The 21,291-nt window shown below is 70.9% G+C and carries 20 protein-coding genes; 10 read left to right on the top strand and 10 right to left on the bottom strand.

Going from position 1 to position 21,291, the window contains the following annotated elements; genetic code table 11:
• The first annotated feature begins 7 nt into the window (after positions 1-7).
• The 4 genes from H181DRAFT_RS22370 (at position 8) to H181DRAFT_RS22355 (ending at position 4,154) form a co-directional block, all read left to right on the top strand.
• On the top strand, positions 8-1,222 hold the full coding sequence (locus H181DRAFT_RS22370) for a helix-turn-helix domain-containing protein (RefSeq protein ID WP_045861959.1): 1,215 nt from the start codon (positions 8-10) through the stop codon (positions 1,220-1,222).
• 125 nt (positions 1,223-1,347) lie between these two features.
• Positions 1,348-1,761 carry an ATP-binding protein gene (locus H181DRAFT_RS22365; protein ID WP_045861958.1) on the top strand — a complete coding sequence of 138 codons (414 nt, stop codon included), beginning with the start codon at positions 1,348-1,350 and terminating at the stop codon, positions 1,759-1,761.
• Between the two features lie 728 nt (positions 1,762-2,489).
• Positions 2,490-2,837 (top strand): hypothetical protein, encoded by a 348-nt coding sequence (locus H181DRAFT_RS22360; RefSeq protein WP_139131743.1) that lies wholly within the window; start codon positions 2,490-2,492, stop codon positions 2,835-2,837.
• Positions 2,838-3,503: 666 nt separating this feature from the next.
• Positions 3,504-4,154, top strand: coding sequence for a hypothetical protein (locus H181DRAFT_RS22355; RefSeq protein ID WP_045861956.1), 651 nt, complete (start codon positions 3,504-3,506; stop codon positions 4,152-4,154).
• 145 nt (positions 4,155-4,299) lie between these two features.
• On the opposite strand, the gene H181DRAFT_RS22350 is transcribed toward H181DRAFT_RS22355, so the two are convergent.
• The 4 genes from H181DRAFT_RS22350 to H181DRAFT_RS22335 form a co-directional block, all read right to left on the bottom strand.
• Positions 4,300-5,682, bottom strand: a complete 1,383-nt coding sequence (locus tag H181DRAFT_RS22350) for a peptide MFS transporter (RefSeq protein WP_254666942.1) — start codon at positions 5,680-5,682, stop codon at positions 4,300-4,302.
• 115 nt (positions 5,683-5,797) lie between these two features.
• Entirely contained in the window at positions 5,798-7,240 is a 1,443-nt protein-coding gene (locus tag H181DRAFT_RS22345; protein WP_045861955.1) for an NAD(P)/FAD-dependent oxidoreductase, read from the bottom strand.
• A gap of 40 nt (positions 7,241-7,280) precedes the next feature.
• On the bottom strand, positions 7,281-7,853 hold the full coding sequence (locus tag H181DRAFT_RS22340) for a helix-turn-helix domain-containing protein (protein ID WP_045861954.1): 573 nt from the start codon (positions 7,851-7,853) through the stop codon (positions 7,281-7,283).
• A 466-nt stretch (positions 7,854-8,319) separates the two neighbouring features.
• Positions 8,320-9,837 carry an FG-GAP-like repeat-containing protein gene (locus tag H181DRAFT_RS22335; protein WP_045861953.1) on the bottom strand — a complete coding sequence of 506 codons (1,518 nt, stop codon included), beginning with the start codon at positions 9,835-9,837 and terminating at the stop codon, positions 8,320-8,322.
• A 566-nt stretch (positions 9,838-10,403) separates the two neighbouring features.
• Between H181DRAFT_RS22335 and H181DRAFT_RS22330 the strand changes: the two genes are divergently transcribed.
• Positions 10,404-11,309 (top strand): S1 family peptidase, encoded by a 906-nt coding sequence (locus tag H181DRAFT_RS22330; RefSeq protein WP_045861952.1) that lies wholly within the window; start codon positions 10,404-10,406, stop codon positions 11,307-11,309.
• Between the two features lie 293 nt (positions 11,310-11,602).
• On the opposite strand, the gene H181DRAFT_RS22325 is transcribed toward H181DRAFT_RS22330, so the two are convergent.
• The 3 genes from H181DRAFT_RS22325 to H181DRAFT_RS22315 all read right to left on the bottom strand — a co-directional run bounded on the left by H181DRAFT_RS22325 (position 11,603) and on the right by H181DRAFT_RS22315 (position 13,698).
• The gene (locus tag H181DRAFT_RS22325) at positions 11,603-12,505 is read right to left on the bottom strand and encodes a bifunctional helix-turn-helix transcriptional regulator/GNAT family N-acetyltransferase (protein ID WP_045861951.1); all 903 of its coding nucleotides are present in this window, start codon (positions 12,503-12,505) and stop codon (positions 11,603-11,605) included.
• A gap of 94 nt (positions 12,506-12,599) precedes the next feature.
• Positions 12,600-13,373 carry an SOS response-associated peptidase gene (locus tag H181DRAFT_RS22320; protein ID WP_045861950.1) on the bottom strand — a complete coding sequence of 258 codons (774 nt, stop codon included), beginning with the start codon at positions 13,371-13,373 and terminating at the stop codon, positions 12,600-12,602.
• 49 nt (positions 13,374-13,422) lie between these two features.
• Positions 13,423-13,698: a hypothetical protein gene (locus H181DRAFT_RS22315; protein WP_045861949.1), complete on the bottom strand. Its 276-nt coding sequence runs from the start codon at positions 13,696-13,698 to the stop codon at positions 13,423-13,425.
• A 259-nt stretch (positions 13,699-13,957) separates the two neighbouring features.
• Here H181DRAFT_RS22315 and H181DRAFT_RS22310 point away from each other — a divergent pair, with 259 nt between their 5' ends.
• From H181DRAFT_RS22310 to H181DRAFT_RS22300, 3 genes are all read left to right on the top strand, one after another.
• The gene (locus H181DRAFT_RS22310) at positions 13,958-14,806 is read left to right on the top strand and encodes a lysozyme (protein ID WP_045861948.1); all 849 of its coding nucleotides are present in this window, start codon (positions 13,958-13,960) and stop codon (positions 14,804-14,806) included.
• A gap of 265 nt (positions 14,807-15,071) precedes the next feature.
• Positions 15,072-15,434, top strand: a complete 363-nt coding sequence (locus H181DRAFT_RS22305; protein ID WP_045861947.1) for a cupin domain-containing protein — start codon at positions 15,072-15,074, stop codon at positions 15,432-15,434.
• Positions 15,435-15,551: 117 nt separating this feature from the next.
• On the top strand, positions 15,552-16,232 hold the full coding sequence (locus H181DRAFT_RS22300; protein ID WP_078895364.1) for a pentapeptide repeat-containing protein: 681 nt from the start codon (positions 15,552-15,554) through the stop codon (positions 16,230-16,232).
• A 144-nt stretch (positions 16,233-16,376) separates the two neighbouring features.
• On the opposite strand, the gene H181DRAFT_RS22295 is transcribed toward H181DRAFT_RS22300, so the two are convergent.
• Positions 16,377-16,883 (bottom strand): hypothetical protein, encoded by a 507-nt coding sequence (locus tag H181DRAFT_RS22295; protein ID WP_045861945.1) that lies wholly within the window; start codon positions 16,881-16,883, stop codon positions 16,377-16,379.
• A gap of 166 nt (positions 16,884-17,049) precedes the next feature.
• On the bottom strand, positions 17,050-17,625 hold the full coding sequence (locus tag H181DRAFT_RS22290) for a TerD family protein (RefSeq protein ID WP_045861944.1): 576 nt from the start codon (positions 17,623-17,625) through the stop codon (positions 17,050-17,052).
• 220 nt (positions 17,626-17,845) lie between these two features.
• Here H181DRAFT_RS22290 and arfB point away from each other — a divergent pair, with 220 nt between their 5' ends.
• Positions 17,846-18,283 (top strand): alternative ribosome rescue aminoacyl-tRNA hydrolase ArfB, encoded by a 438-nt coding sequence (gene arfB, locus H181DRAFT_RS22285; protein WP_045861943.1) that lies wholly within the window; start codon positions 17,846-17,848, stop codon positions 18,281-18,283.
• A gap of 51 nt (positions 18,284-18,334) precedes the next feature.
• Here the strand turns inward: arfB and H181DRAFT_RS22280 are convergent, their stop codons facing one another.
• Complete coding sequence (locus H181DRAFT_RS22280; protein WP_078895363.1) at positions 18,335-18,868, bottom strand: flavin reductase family protein; 534 nt, start codon at positions 18,866-18,868, stop codon at positions 18,335-18,337.
• Positions 18,869-19,446: 578 nt separating this feature from the next.
• Between H181DRAFT_RS22280 and cdgB the strand changes: the two genes are divergently transcribed.
• The gene (gene cdgB / locus H181DRAFT_RS22275) at positions 19,447-21,087 is read left to right on the top strand and encodes a diguanylate cyclase CdgB (protein WP_045861941.1); all 1,641 of its coding nucleotides are present in this window, start codon (positions 19,447-19,449) and stop codon (positions 21,085-21,087) included.
• The last annotated feature ends 204 nt before the right edge of the window (positions 21,088-21,291 follow it).

Here is a 21,291-nt window from a genome sequence, read left to right as displayed (position 1 = left end):
TGACAGCGTGTCGAATGAGCATCTGGGACGCACGCTGCGTCGCCTGCGCCGTCTGGCCTCGCTGACGCAGGAGGAGTTGGCGGAACGCTCCGACGTGTCCGTGGACGTGATCCGCCAGCTGGAACAGCAGCGGAAGCACTCGGCACGGCTTCCCACCCTGCACGCCCTGGCCAACGCCCTCGGCGTGGAGCTGACGACGCTGCTCGGGGACCCTCCGGCGGTCGCTTCCACCGGGGAGAACGACGGCCCGCGCTTCGTGGCCGTACGCCGCGCGATCACCCCCGTCATGTGGGGGCCTGAGCCCGAAGCCCCCGGCCCCGAGTTCGACTTGGAGAGCCTGCGGGGCCGGATCGCGGACGGCTGGGCTCAGTACCACTCGGCCGAGTTCGAGGTGCTGATGAAGGCCCTGCCGGACCTGATCGCCGAATCCCGTTCCGCCACGGTGGCGGCGAGGCCCGAGGACCGTGCAGCGGCCTTCGCGGCGCTGGGGAAGGTGCTCCAGCTCGGCGGGCATCTGTCCGTGCGTATGGGTAAGACGGATTTGGCCCTGGCGAGTTTGGAGCGCGCCATACGGGCGGCCGAGCAGTCCTCTGACCCGCTGCTCGCCCCGATGATGGCCAACTCGGTTGCATGGACGTACCAGCGGCAAGGACGCCTGGACGATGCGCTGCACGTCGCACTCCATGCGGCCGAGACCATCGAGCAGGGCGGCCGCAGGGGCACAGCCGACGGGCTGAAGGTGTGGGGGGCGTTGACCATGAGCGCGGCCACCTCCGCAGCGCGGAGCGGCGACTACGAGCGTGCGGCCGAGATGATGGCCGCGGCCGAGAAGCAGGCGGCCAGGGTCTCCAAGCTGCCCGAGGGCAGTGACAGTCGCATGGTCAGCGTCTTCTCGCCGTCCTCCGTGCGCATCGAACGCGTGCGGCTGGCAGTCCAGTACGGGCACCCCGAGGAGGCCCTGAAGCTGGCCAAGGGGATGCGGCTGTCCAAGGACACCCCGCCCTCGTGGCGTACGTGGCTGCTTCTGGACGTGGCCCGCGCGCACACCGACACCGGGGACGCCGCCGGGGCGGTGAAGACGCTGGAGTCCCTGCGCCGCGTGGCGCCCGAGTGGATGCGCCACCACACGCTCGCCGTGGCGGTCGTGCGTGACCTGTGGTCACTCCCCAACCATCCGCCTGGACTTCGCGCGTTGGCCGAATTCCTGGGCGTCGCCGACTAGCGTCCCGAAAGTGGGACGTAGCGCCCCTGTCAGCTTCCTCAGCTTCTCGCTTGCATGAACGGCAAGACGCCCCGCAGCCGTGCGAACAGCCCGGGGCTCGGCCGAATCTGAGGAAGCAGACCCACATGCGGCAACCTACAACGCAGGCACGCCCGGCCGGCCATCCCGGCTACTCAGAGACGTTCTCCCGCGCGCCGGAGAGCGTGGGCATAGCTCGCCGGCTCGTCCGTACGGCACTCGCCACGTGGCGCTTGGAGCAGCTGGCCGACTCGGCTGAGCTGATCACGTCCGAGCTGGTCACCAACGCCGTGCAGCACGCTCGGAGCAGCGCTGTCCGAGTGGTCGTCAGTCGCCCGTCTGTGAAGTCCGTACACGTCGCCGTCGTGGACAAGTCCCGTGCGGAGCCGGTGCGCTGCGCAGCGGGCGAGGACGACGAGGGTGGGCGCGGGCTGGCCTTGGTCGAGCTGCTGGCCGACTCGTGGGGCACCGATCCCTTGCCGTGGGGAAAGCGGGTCTGGGCGGAGCTGGTGGCGTCGTGAAGTGCATCCGCTGTGAGCCCCCCGGCGTAGTGCTCGTGCACCGACGCCGGGAACATGCAGGGCGAGCGCTCTGGCCCGCGTCCTGGTGATGTGTGCGCATGCCGCCCGCCCGGGAGATCGCCGCCTGCCTTTCGCGATGACGCAACGAGACCCCGGCGCCGGTGAACCCACCGAATCGGCGCCTTGCCGTCTCACGCTGCTCTCACGGACTGTGTGGACGGGGGCGACTTGAACAGCATTGTGAGCGAATCTCTCCTGATGTGTGGACCGCTCAAGGGTGTGAACTGACGGTTTCGCTTTATTCGTTCCCGCTGCGATTCGGATGCGCCCGGACTCGCGGTAACGCGGAGGACCGCCGCAGAACACGGCGTTGAAGAAGAATTGTGCAGGGCGCGTGACGCGGTGTTACGAAAAACCAGCCGGGCGGAATGTTCGATCGGCTCCGGGGTCGAGCAATTCGAACCGTGCGGGCGTTGAGCGGAGGCGCCGGGCGCCACCTCGCCGGACGCAACGCGCCCCGTGAGCAGCAGACTTGGGGGCTGCGGCGGGCGGTGGACGGTGCGTGGTGGTTGGAGCGCTTCTTGCCCGAGTGGCATCGGTGAATCGGCCCGAAGGGTGAATGAGGGATTCCAACTGTGAAGTCATACCCCCGAGTTTCTGACGTTTTTGCATTTCGTATCGTTGAGAAGTCCGGGGAGCCCGGGCTGATGCAAAAAGGAAGGTGTCAGATGTCATCCCCCACTCTGGTCCGGCGTGCAACGGCGACCATTGCTGTCCTGATCGTCGCACTTGCCGGAGCACCGGCGGCCGTGGCCGGCGAACACTCTCCGATCGAGACCAAGAAGAAGCACAGTCTGAAAGACGGCTGCTTCACCGCTTCGTACGACGACGACACGTGGGCCTCGCAGACGATGTACTTCAAGAATCGCTGCAAGACGCGCCACAAGCTCAGGGTCTACAAGTTCGACGGGGGCACGCAGACCGACACGTTCACCGTCGGCGGCGGGTCGAAGGGCAGCAAGCGCTACTGGAACTACGGCGGGAGGATGGGCATCGAGGACCTCGGGCGCGCCTGACGACTCGTTGTCCTGTCACGCGCACGGTTGTGCGCCTCTCGCGGAAGACGGGTTCTGTCAGAGTCCTGCGTAGTTCGGGCAGGTGCCTGCAGCCCTTCTTGGGCAGGCAGAGCTGCCGCGCTCCGGGCATCGGCCCGGAGCGCGGCCCGTCATCGCGATCCCGCTGAACTGCGCGGGTGCCCGTGCAGTTGGGGGTGCGGGGCGGTCGGCGCTCGCCTCGGGTTCCTCCGTCCTTGGCGATCCCCACCACCGCGGAGATGATCCATGCCGCCATCGTCACGGGGAACACGACGATGAGAGTCGGACGTCACGCCTTCATCAGGCAGTCCCCCGGAGATCCGTCAGAACGTCGCCCGGCCCCCGGCGGCGGATGACGTGCGGACGTCCAAATGTTGTCCACAGCTTGTGGGTTCAGCAGCCGGTCCAAGGCCGGTTCGGCTTTGTCGTTGACGAGGGACCCGCTGCCGCCCGGCACTTGAGCCGCGCCGCGTCCTGCTCCAGGCTGCTGCCGTGCCCGTCAAGCTGAGGCAGCGCCGAACCGCCCGCGGCGCCGAAACCGTGCGCGGCGCCGAAACCGTCCGCGGCCCCAGTGCGTGAACTCTTCGGAGGGGCTGTGCGGAGTACGGGCAGCAGAGGAAAATCCACGACCAGAAAACGGGAGATCTCATGCACAAGCGCATGCTGCGCAGATCGGTCCTGGGCGTAGCCGGGTGCGTCACGCTGGCTCTCATGGCTCTGCCGGAGGCCAGTGCCGCACGTGATGTGGCGCTGATCCTGGACTACAACGTGAAGAAGACCTGCCAGGTGTACGAGAACTACCCCAAGGACGGGGTCGTGGGTAACGACCCGAACTGGACCATCAAGCCTGGGGAGATCGTCGCCTGGCGCTACAACGTCAACAGCCACTGGGCGATGATCAGTGACAAGAAGTACCGCAAGAGCAAGGACCACGCCTGGTGGGGGTTCGTCGACCCGAGCTGCATCGGCACTTCGGTGGGCGGCGAGCCGTTCCCCACGCCGGACAGCTCCTACCCCGCCGGGCGGGAGATTCCGAAGCGTGTCCTCGAGGGGCGCAGCGCCGTCGAGAAGGACCACTACCGCAAGGTCGACTTCCGCGTGGCCTCCGGCCCGGTGGTCGACTCGCGGCAGCGGATCGACAGCAAGGGGACGCTGCGCGATTTCCCGAACCGCTTCGTGATCGGCAACGTCAAGGGTGACTGGCACGTCCACCGGACGTCGGAGCGGAAGGCCGGCTGGACCAAGGTCTACGTTCCGAACGCGAAGCGCTGGGGCTGGGTGCAGGACACCCACTTCTGACAGCCACGTTCGGGCACTGACACCCACTTCTGACACTGACACCCACCACGACACCCGAATAAGATGCCCATTTCTGACGGGGGCGGGTTTCTGACGGGGGCAGGGCCGACGCGCCTGTGACCGGCCCGCCCCCGCCGCCCCTCTCTCAGCGCTCCAGTCCGGACTCCAGCAGACGTCCCACCGGCCGTCGCGCCGCGAGGAGGGCGAGGCCGATGCCGATGCCGCAGACGGCGGTGACGGTGAAGTACGCGGAGTTGCCGATCTTGGTGAAGAGCTGGCCGAGCAGCCCCGCCAGGGACGAGCCGAGGGCGAGCGTGAGGAAGTTCAGCCCGACCATCTGGGACCGGAACTTCTCGGGTCCGATCCTCGTGGCCAGCGACAGGCCCATGGGGCCGACGAAGACCTCGGAGGAGCCCGCCAGCACCATGAACAGCAGGATGAGGAACAGCGGGATGTCGGCCTCGCCGGTGGCCTCGGCGATGACGAGCAGGAACAGGTAGGCGCAGCCGATCTGGGCGAGTCCGATGCCGACCTTGGCCACCGTCCCGGGCTGGCGCTCTCCGAGCCTGTTCCACGTCCTGGCGATGAGAGGTGTGACGAGGACGGCCGCGAGCGGGCTGACGGTGGTGATCCAGGCGACGGGGAACTTCCAGTCCCCGATGGTCAGGTCGATGCGTTCGGTGATGAGGATCGATATCGCGGTGAACTTCTGGAACAGGAACCCGAAGTACACCCCGGACGCCAGGAACAGGGGAAGGTAGCCGAGGATGCGCCGCCGCTCGTCGCGGCTGACGGCCGACGTCCGCGTCATGGTCAGGAAGTAGGCGGCGGCCGCCGCGAGCGAGGCGAAGGTCACCACGGTGGACAGGTTCTCCGCGTGGAGCAGGCCGGTGGTGACTGCGGCGCCGATGGCCGCCGACGATGCCAGGAACGCCAGGGCCAGCAGCGGCCGGCGGTTCGCGGGAAGCGGGTTGTTGACGGTCCGGGCCCGTTCGGGGAGCTGCTTCATCGATGCGGCGTACTGGATCAGCGCCGCGCACATGCCGATCGCAGCCAGCCCGAACCCGTAGTGGAAGCCGAGTTCGTTCTGGGCGAGGCCGGTGGTGAGGGGGCCGACGACCGCGCCGATGTTGATGGCCATGTAGAAGTACGAGAAGCCGACGTCGCGGTAGCGCTCGTCGCCGTCCAGGACGAAGCCGACGATCGAGGTGATGTTCGTCTTCAGCGCTCCGGTGCCGAGGACGATGCACACCAGCCCGGTTCCGAGCCCGGCGAGGCCGGGTGCGAAGGCGAGTACCAGGTGTCCGGCGGTGATGACGACGGCGCCGTACAGCACCATGTCGCGCGGGCTGACGAGCCTGTCGCCCAGCCATGCGCCGAGGATCTGGGACAGGTAGACGGCGCCGCCGTATGCGCCGACGATGCCGGACGCGACGGCCGGGTCGAGGGCGAGACCGCGTCCGCGAGTTCGTAGAGCAGGTAGAACGAGAGGATGCCCTGGAGGCCGTAGAAGGAGTAGCGCTCCCACAGTTCGGTGAAGGCCATGCTCCACAGGCCGCGCTTGAGCGGATGCCCGGGGCGTCCGTCGGCTGTCCCGTCGGTCTCGCGGTCGGTCGCCGCGGTTGTCCGGTCCGGTTTCATGTTCATTCGCTGAGTCCTGCCAGTCGCGAGCCGAAGCGGGCTATGAGGGAGGTGTTCCGGGAGTGGCGGCTCTCCTCCCACCGGTCGGCGATGCCGAAGAGCCGGTACATGGCGTGGATGCCGACCCAGCGGAGCGGTTCCGGCTCCCAGCGTCCTGAGTCGTGGTCGTTCCACGGCAGCCTGGACAGCGCGGTGTCGCGTCCCGCTGCCCTGTCCAGAAGGGTGCGTGCGGCGAGGTGGGCGGCGGTGACTCCGTGTCCTGCGAAGCCGCGCGCGACGCCGATCCTGGAGCCGGAGTCGAAGGTGACCCCGGCGCACCAGTCGCGGGTCACGCCGATGGCGCCTCGCCACGCGTGGTCGACGGTGAACTGCACGTCCGGGAAGAACAGCCGGAGCCGTTCGCACAGCGTGCGCACGGTACGGGCGTCCACGCCGCCGCGGCCGGGCGTTCCGGAGTTGAAGGCGTAGGGCGTGCCGCGGCCTCCGATGGCGATGCGGTCGTCGGCGGTGCGCTGCGCGTAGACGAAGGTGTGGGCGGCGTCGCCGAGGCATTCCCTGCCCTGCCAGCCGATCCGCTGCCAGACGTCCTCGGGGAGCTGATTGGTGACGATCATCGACGAGTTGACGGGCACGACGTCGCGCTTGCCGAGGCCGCGGACGTCGCAGTCGACCTGGCCCGAGTAGGCCTCCAGGCAGGCGAGGACGGTCTTGCTGCGTACGTCGCCGCGCGGTGTGAGCACTGTGCCGGGTGCGATGCGGGTGGCGGGAGTGCCCTCGATGACGCGTACGCCCTTGGCCTCGACGACGGCCTTGAGGCCGAGGACGAGTTTGGCGGGGTCGATACGGGCGGTGGTGCGGGTGAGCAGACCGCCGAGCGCCGGGCCGACGGCGATGCGCTTCTTGACGGCGCCGGCGTCGAGGAGCGCGACGTCCTGCTCGCGGTATCCGCCCGCGAGGTCGGCCGCGTGGGCCAGTTCGAGGCGTCTCATCGCGGCCGGTGTGGTGGCCACTCGCAGGTGCCCGCCGCGGTGCTGGTCCGCCTGGATGCCCTCCTCCTGGAGGATGCGGAGGGTGTCGTCCACCGCTGCGTCCATCTCCCGCTGGAATGCGGCGACGGCGGCGGCGCCGTCCTCCCCGCGGGACCGGGCGGCTCGGGCGTACACCGCGCGGTTGCCGGGGAGGAGCGGTGAGAGCCAGCCGCCGTTCCGCCCGGAGGCGCCGTAACCGGCCTCCTCGGCCTCCAGGACGGTGATCTTCGCGCCGGGGTCGCCGGCTGCGGCGTGGTAGGCGGCCCAGAGTCCGGTCAGGCCGCCGCCGACGACGGTGAGGTCCTGCTCCTCGACGGGCAGGTCCGCGGCCCGGTGCCGCGACGGACCGGCCGGCCCGTCCGCGGTGTGGGCGGCCCGCATCCAGTGCGATATCTCGCCGTTGCGGTACGCGGTCATCAGAAGCTCCAACCGGGGGGTGCGCGGTGACGTGGACGGGTCAGTAGGTGGGGGGCGCCATCGCCCACAGGACGCGGGCCTCCTGCGTGCCGCCCGCCTCGGCGACGCGGTGGGGGTCGCTGCTCAGGTAGTGGATCGAGTCCAGGGCGGAGAGCCTGTGGCGCTGCCCGCGGACCTCCACCTCCACCTCGCCGGACAGGACGAGCAGCAGCTCTTCGGAGCTCCCGTGCGTGTAGGGCTCGACTCCGGTGGACCCGCCGGGGGCGAAGTGGCCGAGGAGCACTTCCAGATGGTCGAAGGAGCCGGGCGTGAGCTTGATCTTCGTGGCGCCCTCGCCGAACGACATGCCGTGGGTGTCGCGGAACCGCAGCACGGGGCTGGATATGGACCCGCCCTGCTCGAAGAGGTCCCCGACGGTGAGTTTGAGTACCCCGCACAGCCGCTGGAGGGTGTGCACGCTCGCGTTCGCCTGGTCCCGCTCGACCTGGGAGAGGTATCCCTCGGTGAGGCCGGTCTGTTCGGCTACGTCCTTGAGCGTGAGGTGGAGGGCCCGCCTGCGCCGTCGCAGTCTGGCCCCGATTCCGGTGCTGGATCCGGGCTGGTCATTCGGCATGGGCGGGAACCTAACAAGACTTTGCCGTAGTCACAATGGGCGATGCATTGATCAAAGTTTTCTTTGATGGCGCCGGTCAGGGCGATCTTCGGCGGGGGCGACAGCCCGGGCGACTGCCTTGGGACGCGCCCCCGTCCATGGCGAGCGAGCCGCCCGTGCGCGGTGCGCGTCGGCGGTTCAGCTCCGGATGGGCGGTTCGCAGAGGCCCGGCTTGCTGTCGGGAACGCGTCGTCCCCCGGCCGACTCCCCTGGCCGGGGGACGAGTTGCTGCTCTCGCTCGGTTGAGCCGCTCATGGCGGTGCGGTCCGGCGGGGGACGGAAGCGCCCTGACGGCCCGTCAGCTGATCGTGGTTCATGGCGCGTCAACGCCGTCGGCTCCGGGCCCCGGGCCTGGACGCCCTGGGGCCGGGAGCCGACGGCTCGGCCGGACGGGGGCGCCGGTGCCCGCCCGTCCGGCCGCGGCGCCTCAGCGCAGGAAGCTGCCGAAGCGCGCCTTGGCGACCGGTCCCGCGACGTCGCCGGGGCCGAAGGCGGCCGCGCCCTGCGTCGTCAGGCCCTCGCCGGTGCCGCGCAGCGACCAGACCGCCCCGGCCGAGGCGTTCTCCTTGACCGAGGAGACGTTCAGGTCGCGGTGCCCGTCGCCGTCGACGTCCTTCAGGGCGCAGGCCGCCCCGAACTCGTCGCCCGATTCCGCGACGCCGGGCACGCCCGCCGTGTCCTGGTGCACGACCTGGCTGCCCTCACCGGTGACGCCCGAGGAGCTGCCGTGCAGGAGCGCCACGGAGCCGGCGTCGGTGAACCCCCCGAAGTCCTCGCCGCTGATGCCGAGTGCGATCTCCGCGCGGCCGTCGCCCGTGACGTCGGCGACCGAGACGCAGGAGCCCGTCCTGTCCCCCTCCTCCTCCACGCCGGGGAAGCCGGGCAGGTCCTGGCCGAAGGACTGGCTGCGGTCCCCGGACGGACCGGAAGCGGAGCCGTAGACGACGGTGACCTGCTGGTTCACGTCGTCGCCGAGTACGACGTCGTCGTACCCGTCGCCGTCCACGTCTCCGACGTCGCCGGCGCCGTCGTCGCCGGCGGACCCGAAGTCGCCGACGGTGCCGGTCGTCGTGAAGCCCGCCCCGCCGCCGAGCAGGACGTGGTTCCCCCACACGCCGTCGCCCTCGTACTGCCAGATCGCGATGTCCTGGCGCTCGTCGCCGTTGACGTCGCCCACCGCGTTGGCGGTGACGGGGCCGCTGATGGAGGCGGGACCGTCGACGCAGGAGTCGTCCTCCGCGCAGCCCGGGCCTTCGTCGCCGTAGCCCCACCACTCCGACCGGTCCATGAAGTCGAGCTGTTCGGCGGGGGAGCCGTCGCGGGCGATCGGGCCCTTGAAGAGGGCGGCCGCCTGGGCCTCGGGGTCGTCGCCACCCACGTCGCCCTCGCCGAACAGCGCCAGGTCGGCCTTGCCGTCGCCGTCGAAGTCACCGGCCTGCGGCGTGCCGCCGTACCCGTCGAGGGCCGTGCCGCCGGACAGCCCGGACGGCGAGCCCCACATGATCACGCTGCCGGACGGGGCGTCGGCGGAGCCGATGACGAGGTCGCCGTAGCCGTCCCCGTCCAGGTCGCCCGTGCTGAAGGCGGAGCCGAACTGCTGGTCGGCGGCTGCCGATCCGGGCACGCCGCTCGTGGAGCGGCTCACCAGCTTCTTGCGGGACGGGTCGAGGCCGTCCGTCGAGCCGTAGGTCACCGCCACGTAGCCCGCCTGCGCCTTGCCGGAGACGGTGCCTCCGGGGGCGCCGGACACCAGGTCGGCGTAACCGTCGCCGTTCAGGTCGTCCGCGGGGGCCACCGCCCCGGCCGGAGCCGCGTGCGCCTCCTGCGGAAGGGCCAGGGCGCTCAGGCCGCCCGCCGCCAGCAGCGCGGCGGCGAGCGGCGCCGCGGTACGGGCGGCCCGTCCGGCGCGGTGGCCGCGGGTGTCGGGGCGTCTTAAGGGTGTCATCCGGAAATTCCTCTCCAGGTTGTCTAAACCATTCCTCTCTGGAGACACGCCTGGGTCCGAGTCGGTTGCACCGGACGGCCTTCGCCGCGGCGGGCGCCGGGCGTGCACCGTGCACCGCGGCTCCGGACCCACGTCGTGCAGTGGTCTTCAACGGGCGTCGGTGTGCCGGGACTTCGTAGCTCACGCGCGGAGCGGCCGGCCGGGGAGGCCGCCGACCACGAGGCCGCCGCAGGCAGTTGGCCGACTGGGGGACGCCGCGCGGGAGTTCGTCGACTGCGGGGCTGAGCACGGCAGTCGGCCGGTGCGGACACGGCGCCCGTACCGGCCGTCCGTACGATCCCCGCCGCCGTCTGAAGGCTCTCTTGTCGTGTAACTGCACTACAGAAGCAGCATCTTCAGTCAAAACATGAACTACACGGAACAAAGCTCTTGTCTTTCGAACAGTGACACCAAATACTCCCTTCAGCGCTTGTCAGGGGCACGACGGACATAAGGTTCGCCGTGCCCGTTGACTGCGCCTCACGGGCCCGTGAAACGGACCCCCGATTCCTTACCTGGAGGAAGAAGTGAGGATCAGGCGCACCACCCCCACCAAGGGCATCCGCGGACGCACCCGGCTGATCGCCGGACTGTCCGGACTGGCCGCCGCGGCAGCGTTCACCGCGCCCGCCGTCGCGGCCGAGGCCCCCGCCACCCCCCGGTTCAGCGCCTCCCAGCTCTCCGCGGCGAGCGACGCGGTGCTCGGCGCAGACGTCGCCGGCACCGCGTGGCACGTCGACAAGAAGAGCAACACGCTCGTCGTCACGGCGGACAGCTCCGTCTCCCGGGCCGAGATCGCAAGGATCGAGAAGGCGGCCGGGCCCCAGGCCGCGGCCCTGAAGATCGAGCGCACCCCCGGCAAGATCCGCAAGCTGACGCAGGGCGGCGACGCCATCTACGCCGACAGCTGGCGCTGCTCCGCGGGCTTCAACGTCCGCAGCGGCAGCACGTACTACATCGTCACCGCGGGCCACTGCACCGACGGTGCCGGCACCTGGTACTCCAACTCCGGCCGCACCTCGGTGATCGGTCCGACGGCCGGGTCCAGCTTCCCGACCAACGACTACGGCCTCGTCCGCTACAGCTCCTCCTCCGCCAGCCACCCGGGCACGGCGGGAGGCGCCGACATCACCAGCGCCGCCAACGCCACCGTCGGGATGTCCGTCACCCGGCACGGCAGCACCACCGGCACGCACAGCGGCACCGTCACCGGTCTCAACGCGACGGTGAACTACGGAGGCGGCGACATCGTCTACGGCATGATCCAGACGAACGTGTGCGCGGAGCCCGGCGACAGCGGCGGCTCCCTGCGCAACGGCAGCAGGGCGATCGGCCTGACCTCCGGCGGCAGCGGAAACTGCACGACTGGCGGTACGACGTTCTTCCAGCCTGTCGTCGAGGCGCTCAACGCCTACGGCGTCAGCGTCTACTGACCGGAGCCGGCGTACGCCACCGCCGGGCCGGCGCCCGGGTCGTGTGCACGTGACGATCCGGGTCCACCCGGGCCGCCGCACGGTCGCTGCCAGGGCCCCCTCGGAACGCTCCGAGGGGGCCCGCGCCCGTTCCGCCGGACCCCGGTCCGCCCCGCCACGGCCGTGACGCCCGGCCCGGGGACGGCCGCTCCTCGTGCGTCGATCGCCGGTCCGGGAGGGGTGATGAACGGGCGCCCCGCCCGCGCGACCTCGCGCAGGTGCCCCCGCGGCGGCTCACCCGGCCCGTCGCCCCCTCACCCGGTTCCGTGCGCCGGCGCGATCCGCTTCTCGAACCAGTGGTGGGCGTACGGCTCGTCGTTGAAGGCGGGGACCTCCTGGAAGCCGGCCGAGTGGTACAGCGCGATCGCGGCGTCGAGGGTCTTGTTGGTGTCCAGGCGGAGCACCCGGGCCCCCTTCTCGGCAGCGCGCGCCTCCAGTTCGGACAGGAAACGGCGGCCGAGTCCCAGCCGCCGGGCCCGGGGCGCGATCCACATGCGCTTGATCTCGGCCGGGGCTCCGGAGGGCAGCTTCAGCCCGGCGCAGCCCACGGGCTCGCCGTGCAGCCGGGCGACGACGAACAGGCCGCGCGGCAGGCGGAGTTCCCCCGCGTCGGGCAGCAGGCTCAGCGCGGGGTCGAAGCCGCTGTCGAACCGCTCCTGAAGCTCGGTGAAGTAGGACCGCAGGCAGTACTCCGCGTCCGGGTGGCCCGGGTCGACGGTCTCCATGGTCACGGTCGAGGCGGTCAGCAGCCGCTCGACCTCCGCCATCGCGTCGACGAGGCGGGCGCGCTGGGAGGGGTTGAGCGGTTCCAGGAGCGAGCCGGCCAGCTCGTCGCTGCCGCAGTCCAGGGCGGCGCGCTCGGCGCGTCCGGCCCCGGTGAGGCGGACGGTGCGCACCCGCCTGTCCCGCTGCTGCTGCTCGACGGTCACGAGCCCGTCGTTCTCCAGCGAGCGCAGCAGCCGGCTGACGTATCCGGAGTCCAGCCCCAGCCGCTCGCGCAGCTCCCGCACGTCGCGTCCGCCGTCCCCGGTCTCCCACAGCAGCCGCGCCGCGCCGATGGGCCGCTCCCGCCCCAGGTACCGGTCGTGCAGCGCGCCCACGCGTTCGGTGACGGTGCGGTTGAACCGCCGTACCTGCTCGATCTGCGCCGGGTCCATTCTCTGACTCTAGTCAGGGAATGGTGCGGGTGGCCAGAGGCGGCGGATCCTGAGCTCTGCCGGCCCGATCCGCCAGGCCGCGTGGGCCGCCCGGTTACGAGTCGTCCTGCCGCTGGTCGCCGGACGGCGAGCCGTCCGGCTCCGGGACCGGGTCGAGCAGGTGGGGCCCGTTGTTGCGCACGTTGTTGACGGCGGTCGAGACGGGCCGGGCGTCGAGGCGGCCGCCGGCGGGGGAGGAGAGCAGCGGGCGGAGCTCGTCCGGGTCCTGGTGTGCGGGGTCGAGCCACGCGGCCTGGTCGCCGGGGGTGATGGCGAGCGGCATGCGCGGGTGGACCCGGCCGGCGGCGTCGGTGGCCTCGGTGGTGATGACGGTGCACGTCGCCCACCACGCCCGCGGGTCGCCGTCGTCGCGGTCCGGGTCGCGCCAGAACTCGTACAGCCCCGCCAGCGCCATGATCCCGCCGTCCTCCGGCGTGATGAAGTAGGGCTGCTTGTAGCTCTTGCCGGTCCCGGCCGCCCGGGCCGTGCGCCACTCGTAGAAGCCGTCCGCGGGCAGCAGGCAGCGCCGCTTGGCGAACGCACGCCGGTAGGCCGGCTTCTCGTGGACGGTCTCCATGCGGGCGTTGATCATCTTCGCGCCGGCGTTCGGGTTCTTCGCCCAGAACGGCACCAACCCCCAGCGCAGCGGCCGGAGTTGCCGCTCGATCGCCCCGGTCTCACGGTCGGGTGCCTCGACGACGGCCCACACCTCGTCCGTCGGCGCGACGTTGTAGTTGGGGGCCAGTGCCTGCTCCGGCTCCCACCGGTCGACGTCGAAGAGGCCGGCGAGGTCTTCGGGCCCGCGGGTGGAGGCGTATCTGCCGCACATGCGTCCACATTGCCACGCCGGGGCGGGGAGCGGTCGGGGCTGCGCGGAGCTACTCGTCGACCTTGTCGATCTTTTCCTGGTCGACGACGCCCTCCTCGTCGAAGATGTCCTCGTCGTTGTACGCCCGGTGCGTGACGATCACGACGTAGTCCTCGTCGTTGAGGTCCTCGCACTCCGCGGGCCGCGGGTCGCTCATGGCGTGCTTCGGGGGCTTCTTCATCTGTGAGACTTTCGCCGCGCACTCTTCGGCGATCTCCTCCTGCGGCTGGGCGCAGCCGGTCAGTGCGGCGGCTGCGATCAGTAGTGCGACGGCACGGGCGCGCATGGTCCCCCTCCTGGAAGCGTGGTGAGGAGGGTAGCCGTGCGGAGCGTCTGGGTCACCCGAAGTGATGAAAGGGATGCGCTGTCCGGTGCCGACCTGCTACGAGCGCGGCTCCAGGCCCGGAGCGAGCGGCAGGGGCGGGTGCGGGGAACGGGACGCTCCCAGGTCTGCCCGCACTCGGCGAGGCGCCCTATTTATACGTTTATCTGCCGTTACATTCGATCTGCTGCAGCGCGACTCATCGACATCTACGGAGGCACGCATGCCCCTGCCAAGGTCCGGCCCGTCGCGCCGTGCCCTCTCCGGCACGGCGGGTACCCCCGCCGTCATCCTCGCCGCAATCGCTCTGCTGCTGACGCTTCCCGGAACGGCGCAGGCGCAGGGCGAGGGGGAGCGGCCGGCTCACCCAGAGAAGGACTGGATGGGCTCCACCATCCGCGCCCACGAACGCGACACGAGGGACGCCTCGTCCCGGACGCTCGCGGCATCCGTCGAAGGGGTGGACGTCTCCAGCCACAACGGCGACGTGCCCTGGCCCGCCCTGTACAAGGAGGGTGTGCGATTCGCCTACGTGAAGGCGACCGAGGGAACCACCTACACCAACCCGAAGTTCGCCCAGCAGTACAACGGCTCCTACAAGAGCGGCATGATCCGCGGCTCGTACCACTTCGCCCTGCCGTCCAACTCCAGCGGTGCGGCGCAGGCGAACTACTTCGCCTCGCACGGCGGGGGCTGGTCGCGGGACGGCAAGACCCTGCCGGGCGCTCTCGACCTTGAGTACAACCCGTACGGCTCCGCCTGCTACGGCAAGTCCCAGAAGGCCATGGTCGACTGGATCTCCGACTTCGCGAACACGTACCGCGCGCGGACGAGCCGCCACATGGTCATCTACACCTCCACCACCTGGTGGAAGAAGTGCACCGGCAACTCGTCGAAGTTCAAGAGCACCAGCCCGCTGTGGATCCCGAGCTGGGGTTCGTCGGTGGGCTCGCTGCCCGGCGGCTGGCCCTTCCAGACGTTCTGGCAGTACAGCTCGACCGGGAAGACGGTCGGGGACCGCAACCGCTTCAACGGCGCGCTGAGCCGACTCAAGGTGCTCGCCACGGGCTGAGCGTCCGAGGCGTCACGGTCCGTGCACGAACCGGCCGGCGCCCCCGCGGACTCGCGGGGCGCCGGCCGGGCGCATGTCCGGGCCCGGGACGGCCGAGGGCCCCTCCCCGCACGCCGGCGACGAGTTCTCCGCCTCTCCAGCGCCCTCGCCGCCTTTCCCGCGCCTTCCCTGCCCTCCCCGGATTCGCCTGCCGCGGCATTCGTGGTCCCCGCGCCTCCCGCAGCACCATGGAAGAAGCACACGGGGGCGATTGGAGGAGAGCCTCATGATGGAAGTCAAGACGATCGACAAGGCCGACGAGCGGCGCGACTTTCCCCGGGGACACCTCGAGAGCCTGCATCTGACCGGGATGGACTTCGCGGTCGCCACGTTCGAACCGGGCTGGCGCTGGACGGAGTCGGTGGGCCCCATCGCGGGCACGGGCACCTGCCAGGTCCACCACAACGGGTTCGTGATGCAGGGGCGCCTGCGCATAAGGATGGACGACGGAACCGAGGCCGAAGTGGGGCCCGGTGACGTATTCGTCTGCTCGCCGGGGCACGACGCCTGGGTCGTCGGCGACGAACCGGTGATCGTGTACGACTTCGCCGGAGGCATGGCGAGCGAGTACGCCAAGCCGGCGAGCTGAGCGAGCACCGTCCGGACTCCCGTCCCGTCCGCCCGCGCGGGACGGGTGCCGCCCGCCGTCGCCGCCTCGCGGTCCGGCCGCCGCCGCGTTGTCGGTGGCACGGTGCACGATGTGCGGATGGCGAGGACGACGACGAAGAAGAGCGCGGGGGCGGTGAACAGCCCCCGGCGCCCGGAGCTCTCACTGCCGGAGCTGCGGGCGTACCGTCAGGGCGCGGGGCTGGAGCGCGATCACGACGGGGTCGGCTTCGAGGACGCCGATCTGTCGGGCACGGACGGCGCGGGGGCGACGTTCCTCGACTGCGCGATCCGGCGCTGCTCCCTCGACGAGGCCCGGTGGGAGAGGGCGCGGCTCCTCGACAGCCTGCTGGAGGGCGTCACGGGCGTCGGCACGGACCTGGCGGGCGCCGAACTGCGCGACGTGGAGATCGTGGACGCGCGGCTGGGCGGCGTCCAGTTGCACGGCGCGCACCTGTCCCGGGTCGTCGTGCGCGGCGGGAAGATCGACTTCCTCAATCTGCGGCAGTCGGTGCTGTCCGACGTCACGTTCGAGAACTGCGTCCTGGTGGAGCCGGACTTCGGCGGGGCGAAGCTCGACAGGGTCGCGTTCTCCGGCTGCGTACTGCGCGGCGTGGACTTCACGAAGGCGGCGATGACGGACGTGGATCTGCGCGGGGCGGCCGAACTGGACATCGCCGCAGGGGTGGGGGAGCTGGCCGGGGCGGTGGTGAACACGAGTCAACTGCTGGATCTCGCACCGGCGTTGGCGGCCGAGATGGGGCTCCGCGTCGAGCGGTGAGGGCGCTGCGGCGGCCAGCGTCCACGTCCGCCTCCTCGCCCGCGTCCGCCTCCTCGCCCGCGTCCGCCTACACGTCCACGTCCGCCTACACCTCCGAGAGCGACTCGCGTGAATGCGGCCGGGCCGCCCCGGCTGGCTGCGCCCTCAGACGCGGGGGAAGCGTGCCTGCAGGTTCCACACCGCGGGGTTGCCGGCGAGGTCCTCGTGCATATCCGTCAGGTCGGCGAGCAGGTCGTGCAGGAAGTCCCGCGACTCGCGCCGCAGTTCAGCGTACGGGCAGGTGAGGGGGGTGCTCCGGCCGTCCTTCCGCGTGACCCAGTCGGCGGTGACGTCCACCCAGCCGAAGCGCCTCTCGAAGCGCATGCGGTCGGTGCTCTCGGTGAAGTCGAGTTCGGCCCGCAGGGGGCCGGGCGCGCGGCTGCCGCGCGGGTCGGCGTCGAGGCCCGCCACGACGTCGCACAGCGCCCAGGCGAAGTCGAGTACGGGCAACCAGCCCCAGGACGTGGCGAGTTCGTGGTCGGTCTCCGTGTCGGCGAGGTGGACGTCGCCGCAGAAGAGGTCGTGCCGCAGGGCGTGCACGTCCGCCGAGCGGTAATCGGTCTGCGGCGGGTCCGGGAAGCGCGGCGAGAGGGAGTAGCCGATGTCGAGCACCGCCCGATCGTGTCACGGCGGGCCGAGGCCCGTGTCGGGTGTCCGGGCAGAGCGGAGGCCGTGGCGGGTGTCCGGGCACACGGGCGGGAGGGCCGCGGAAACCGCGAGGGCGGTGCGCCGTCCCGACGGGGGACGGGCACCGCCCTCGGCGGCTCGTGGCGCTGCGTCAGACGTTGACCCCGAAGTCCTGGGCGATGCCGACGAGGCCGGAGGCGTAGCCCTGGCCGACGGCGCGGAACTTCCACTCCGCACCGTTGCGGTACAGCTCGCCGAAGACCATGGCGGTCTCCGTGGCCGCGTCCTCGCTCAGGTCGTAGCGCGCGATCTCCTTCTGGTCCGCCTGGTTGACGATGCGGATGAAGGCGTTGCGCACCTGCCCGAAGTTCTGGCTGCGGGCCTCGGCGTCGTAGATGGAGACGGGGAAGACGATCTTCTCGACGTCGCCCGGCAGCCCGGCCAGGTTGACATTGATCTGCTCGTCGTCGCCCTCGCCCTCACCGGTGACGTTGTCGCCGGTGTGCACGATGCTCTGGTCGGGGGTCGTCTTGTTGTTGAAGAAGACGAAGTGCTGGTCGGAGTAGACCTTCCCGGTCGGGTTGACCGCGATGGCGCTCGCGTCCAGGTCGAAGTCCGTGCCCGTGGTGGTGCGGACGTCCCAGCCGAGGCCGACCGTGACGGCCGTCAGCCCCGGGGCCTCCTTGGTGAGGGAGACGTTGCCGCCTTTGGACAGGCTTACAGCCATGGGGATGCCCTTCTTTCGTCGTGAGTCGCGGAGACTCGCTGCGATCACAAAACGTGTCTGCTGTCACCCTGCACAACGCAGCCGGAGCGCGGGCGGGTTCCAGCAATCCGCACGTTCCTTGTCCGCATCCGCGCGGAAGTCCGCGCCGATGCGTCCCGGGCGGAGCGTCGGCGCCGGAAAAGGCGGTGACGGGCGGATGGGGACACGAGACCATGGAGCCATGTCCCCGCCCTACGTCATCCGCGGCTCGGTCTCCCTGCCGGAGGCCGAACTGGTGTGGCGTTTCATGCGCTCCTCGGGCCCGGGCGGCCAGCACGTCAACACCAGCGACACCCAGGTGGAGCTCCGCTTCGACCTTGCGGCGACGACGGCGCTGCCCGAGGTGTGGAAGGAGCGCGCCCTGGAGCGGCTCGCGTCAGGGGGCCGCCTCGTGAACGGCTCCGTCGTGACCGTACGGGCGAGCGAGCACCGCTCCCAGTGGCGGAACCGGGAGGCGGCGGCCGCCCGTATGGCCGCGCTGCTCGCGGAGGCCACCGCTCCTCCGCCGCGTCCGCGCCGCAAGAAGAAGGTGCCGCGCGGGGTGAACGAGCGGCGGCTGCGCAAGAAGCAGCAGCGCGGCGATCTCAAGCGGGGCCGTTCGGGCCGCGACTGGACCTGAAGGCCCCGCCGGCCCGGCCGCCGCGGCGGAGGCCACGGGCGGACCGGTCGCTCAGGAGCTGCCTCTGGAGAGCGTGTGGTAGCGGCCGCGGTAGTAGGTCAGCGGCCCGCTGTCGGGCACCTGGGGCAGTCCCGCCGCCAGCACCCGTCCGATGACGAGGGTGTGGTCGCCCGCCCGTACGCGCTGCTCCGTGTGGCATTCGACGGTGGCGAGCGCCCCGTCCACCAGCGGGGCGTCCGAGGCCTCGCCGCGCGTGTGCGGGAGGTCGCGGAAGAGGAGCTTGTCGCTCAGCCGGCCCTTCATGGCGAAGCGTCCGGCTGTCTGGCGCTGGCCCTCCGTGAGCAGCGAGGCCGCCCAGTACGGCTGGCGCTCCAGCAGCTCGTCCATCCGTGAGCCGTCCCGGACGCTGACCATCACCAGAGGAGGGTCGAGAGAGACGGACAGGAAGGCGGTCGCGGTCATGCCGACGTCGGCGCCCCCGGGGCCGTCGTCGGGGTCGTGGGCCGTCACCAGCACCACGCCCGCTGCAAGCCGGGCCATGGCAGCCCGGAACTCGTCCTCGCTCACCCCGCCAGCATGGGGCATGCGGCCTTCCGGCGGGCCGGGGCTCGGCTGATCCTGCACTGCATATGACACGTCAAGGACGGTAACCGCTGCCGGGCGGCCCATGCATCGGGCCCTGGGACCAGGACCAGCGACCCAGCCCGGGCGCGGTCACGTCCGTGACAAAGATGTGTCGCTCGCGTGCTCTTCGTGCGCGCAGGTGATGACCGGCCGGTAATGGCCTTGTGACCAGGGCGGAGGCTGGAGAGCGCCGTGCGGCCGCAGGGGAGCGGGGCCGGAATGCCCTGATCGCAGGGGTAGTTGGGCGTGCGAAAGGCTCCCGTTCGGCGCTCTACGCTCGGGTAACGCCGTACCGTTCGGGCAGGAGGTGCCGCCGGGGGGTGCTCCACGAATGCTTCGACCGGTGGCGCCGCGTGTGACAGGCTCACACGGAGAGGAGTCAACAGGCTGCATACAGTTGTGACTTGAGTCACAGCGAGCAATAATTGTTGACCCTGTGTACCTGGTGTACAGCTCACTGTGATTCAGTGGCCGTGGCAGTCGGACAACGACGTCCCGCGAACACCTGGAGTTGACGGACGAGGCTCAGGGGGAGGGCGATGGAAACCGAGTCGGAGCCCTATGTCCGCCTTGCCAGCCTGCGCCGGCTGCACCACGTCGTGGCCCGGCTCAGCACCGCCCGCAGTCTCGCCGACACCTTGCAGACCGTCGCCGACGGCGTGGTCGAGGGCCTGGGATTCGAGATAGCCGCGGTGAACCTCGTACGTCCCGAAGGCGACCTCGTCGTCGCCGCCGTCGCCGGGAGCCAGGGCGCCGAGGCGATGATGGCGGGCCGCGTCGGCTCCCGCGCGTCCTGGGAGCGCCGCCTGTCCATGGGGGAGCAGTGGGGCAACCTCCGCTTCATCCCGTACACGGAGGGCTGGGTCCTCGACGAGGACGACGTGCCGCAGTGGCATCCCGCCGGGCCGGCGCCGCAGAACGCGGACGACTGGCATCCGATGGACCGGCTCTTCGCACCGCTCTACGCCTCCGACAGCGAACTGCTGGGCGTCCTCTCGGTGGACAGGCCCCGCAACGGCCGCCGCCCCGGAGCCTGGGGGCGCGAGGCCCTCCAGCTGTACTCGTCCCAGGCCGCGATCGCCCTCAGCAACGCACGGCTGCGCTCCAACATGCAGCGCGCGCTCGTCCGCCTGGAGCGGGAGCAGTCGGCGCTGCGCGCGAGCGAGGAGAGCTTCCGCCAGGCCTTCGAGTACGCGCCGAGCGGCATGGCCGTCGCCGAGATGGGCGGCGAGCAGCACGGCCGCCTGATACGCATCAACGACGCCCTGTGCAGGCTGCTGGGGCGGCCCGCCTCCGCGATGAGGCGCTACTCCTTCTCGGACATAGTCCACCCCGAGGACATCGGGACGCTGCTGCGCACGTCGGCCGAGGGCGGCCGGGCCGAGCTGCGTCTCGCCCGGCGGGACGGCTCCTACGTATGGGTCTCGCTGCGCAACTCCGTGGTGGCCGACACTGCCGACGGTCCGCGTTTCCTGCTGACCCACGTCGAGGACATCGAGGACCGCAAGCGGCACGAGCTCCAGCTCGCGCACCGCGCCAGCCACGACTCCCTGACGGGGCTGCCCAACAGCGCCGAACTGCGCGCCCGCCTGAACGGGCGGCTGTGCGCCCGCTCCGGGCCTGTCATATCCGGCGTCGCGCACACCGGCGTCAGCGGCTCCGACGTCCCCTTCGGCCCGGGCCTCGGCTACGACGAGGCCGGCTCGGGCGTGCTGGCCTCCACCGGCATGTACGACCCGCACCACACCCACACGGTGCCGCCGACCGGGAAGACGCCGGGTGAGAAAGGTCTCGCCGTCCTCTTCTGCGACCTGGACGGCTTCAAGTCGATCAACGACAGGTTCGGGCACAACTGCGGCGACGCCGTCCTGGTCGAGGTCGCCCGGCGGCTGTCGGCAGGGGTGCGGGACAACGACACCGTCGCGCGGATGGGCGGCGACGAGTTCGTGGTGCTCACCGACGGCGTCGGGCCGGCCGAGGCGCAGGACCTCGCGGTGCGGCTGCGCAACGCCATCATCCCGCCGATCCGCGTCGACGGCCGAGCCGTCCGCGTGGGCGCCAGCTTCGGCATCGGCTGGGCCGGATGCGGGATGACGGCGGAGGAAGTGCTGCAGTCGGCGGACCAGCGGATGTACGTGGAGAAGCGTTCACGCTCGAAGGGGCAGCGCCGGGCGGGTTAGGTATTGCTCACGAGCGTTGTTGACACCCGTGGATCGGTGAGCGGCGCCCGGTGCGTCCAGGCGCCGGGCGGAGGATCGTCCTCGTGTTTGGGCGTACCCGGGCGACTCCGACGACGCAGCAGACGGGCGTGCCGGGCATCGCGAGCCCGCGAAGATCCGAACGGTGTGCCCTGGGTCCGGGCTCCCTCTCCGCCGGATCTCCGT

The sequence above is a fragment of the Streptomyces sp. WMMB 714 genome (assembly GCF_900090125.1).
GTDB lineage: Bacteria > Actinomycetota > Actinomycetes > Streptomycetales > Streptomycetaceae > Streptomyces > Streptomyces daqingensis.
Note: the sequence above shows the minus strand (reverse complement) of the source record. Positions and strands in the feature narration are given on the sequence as shown.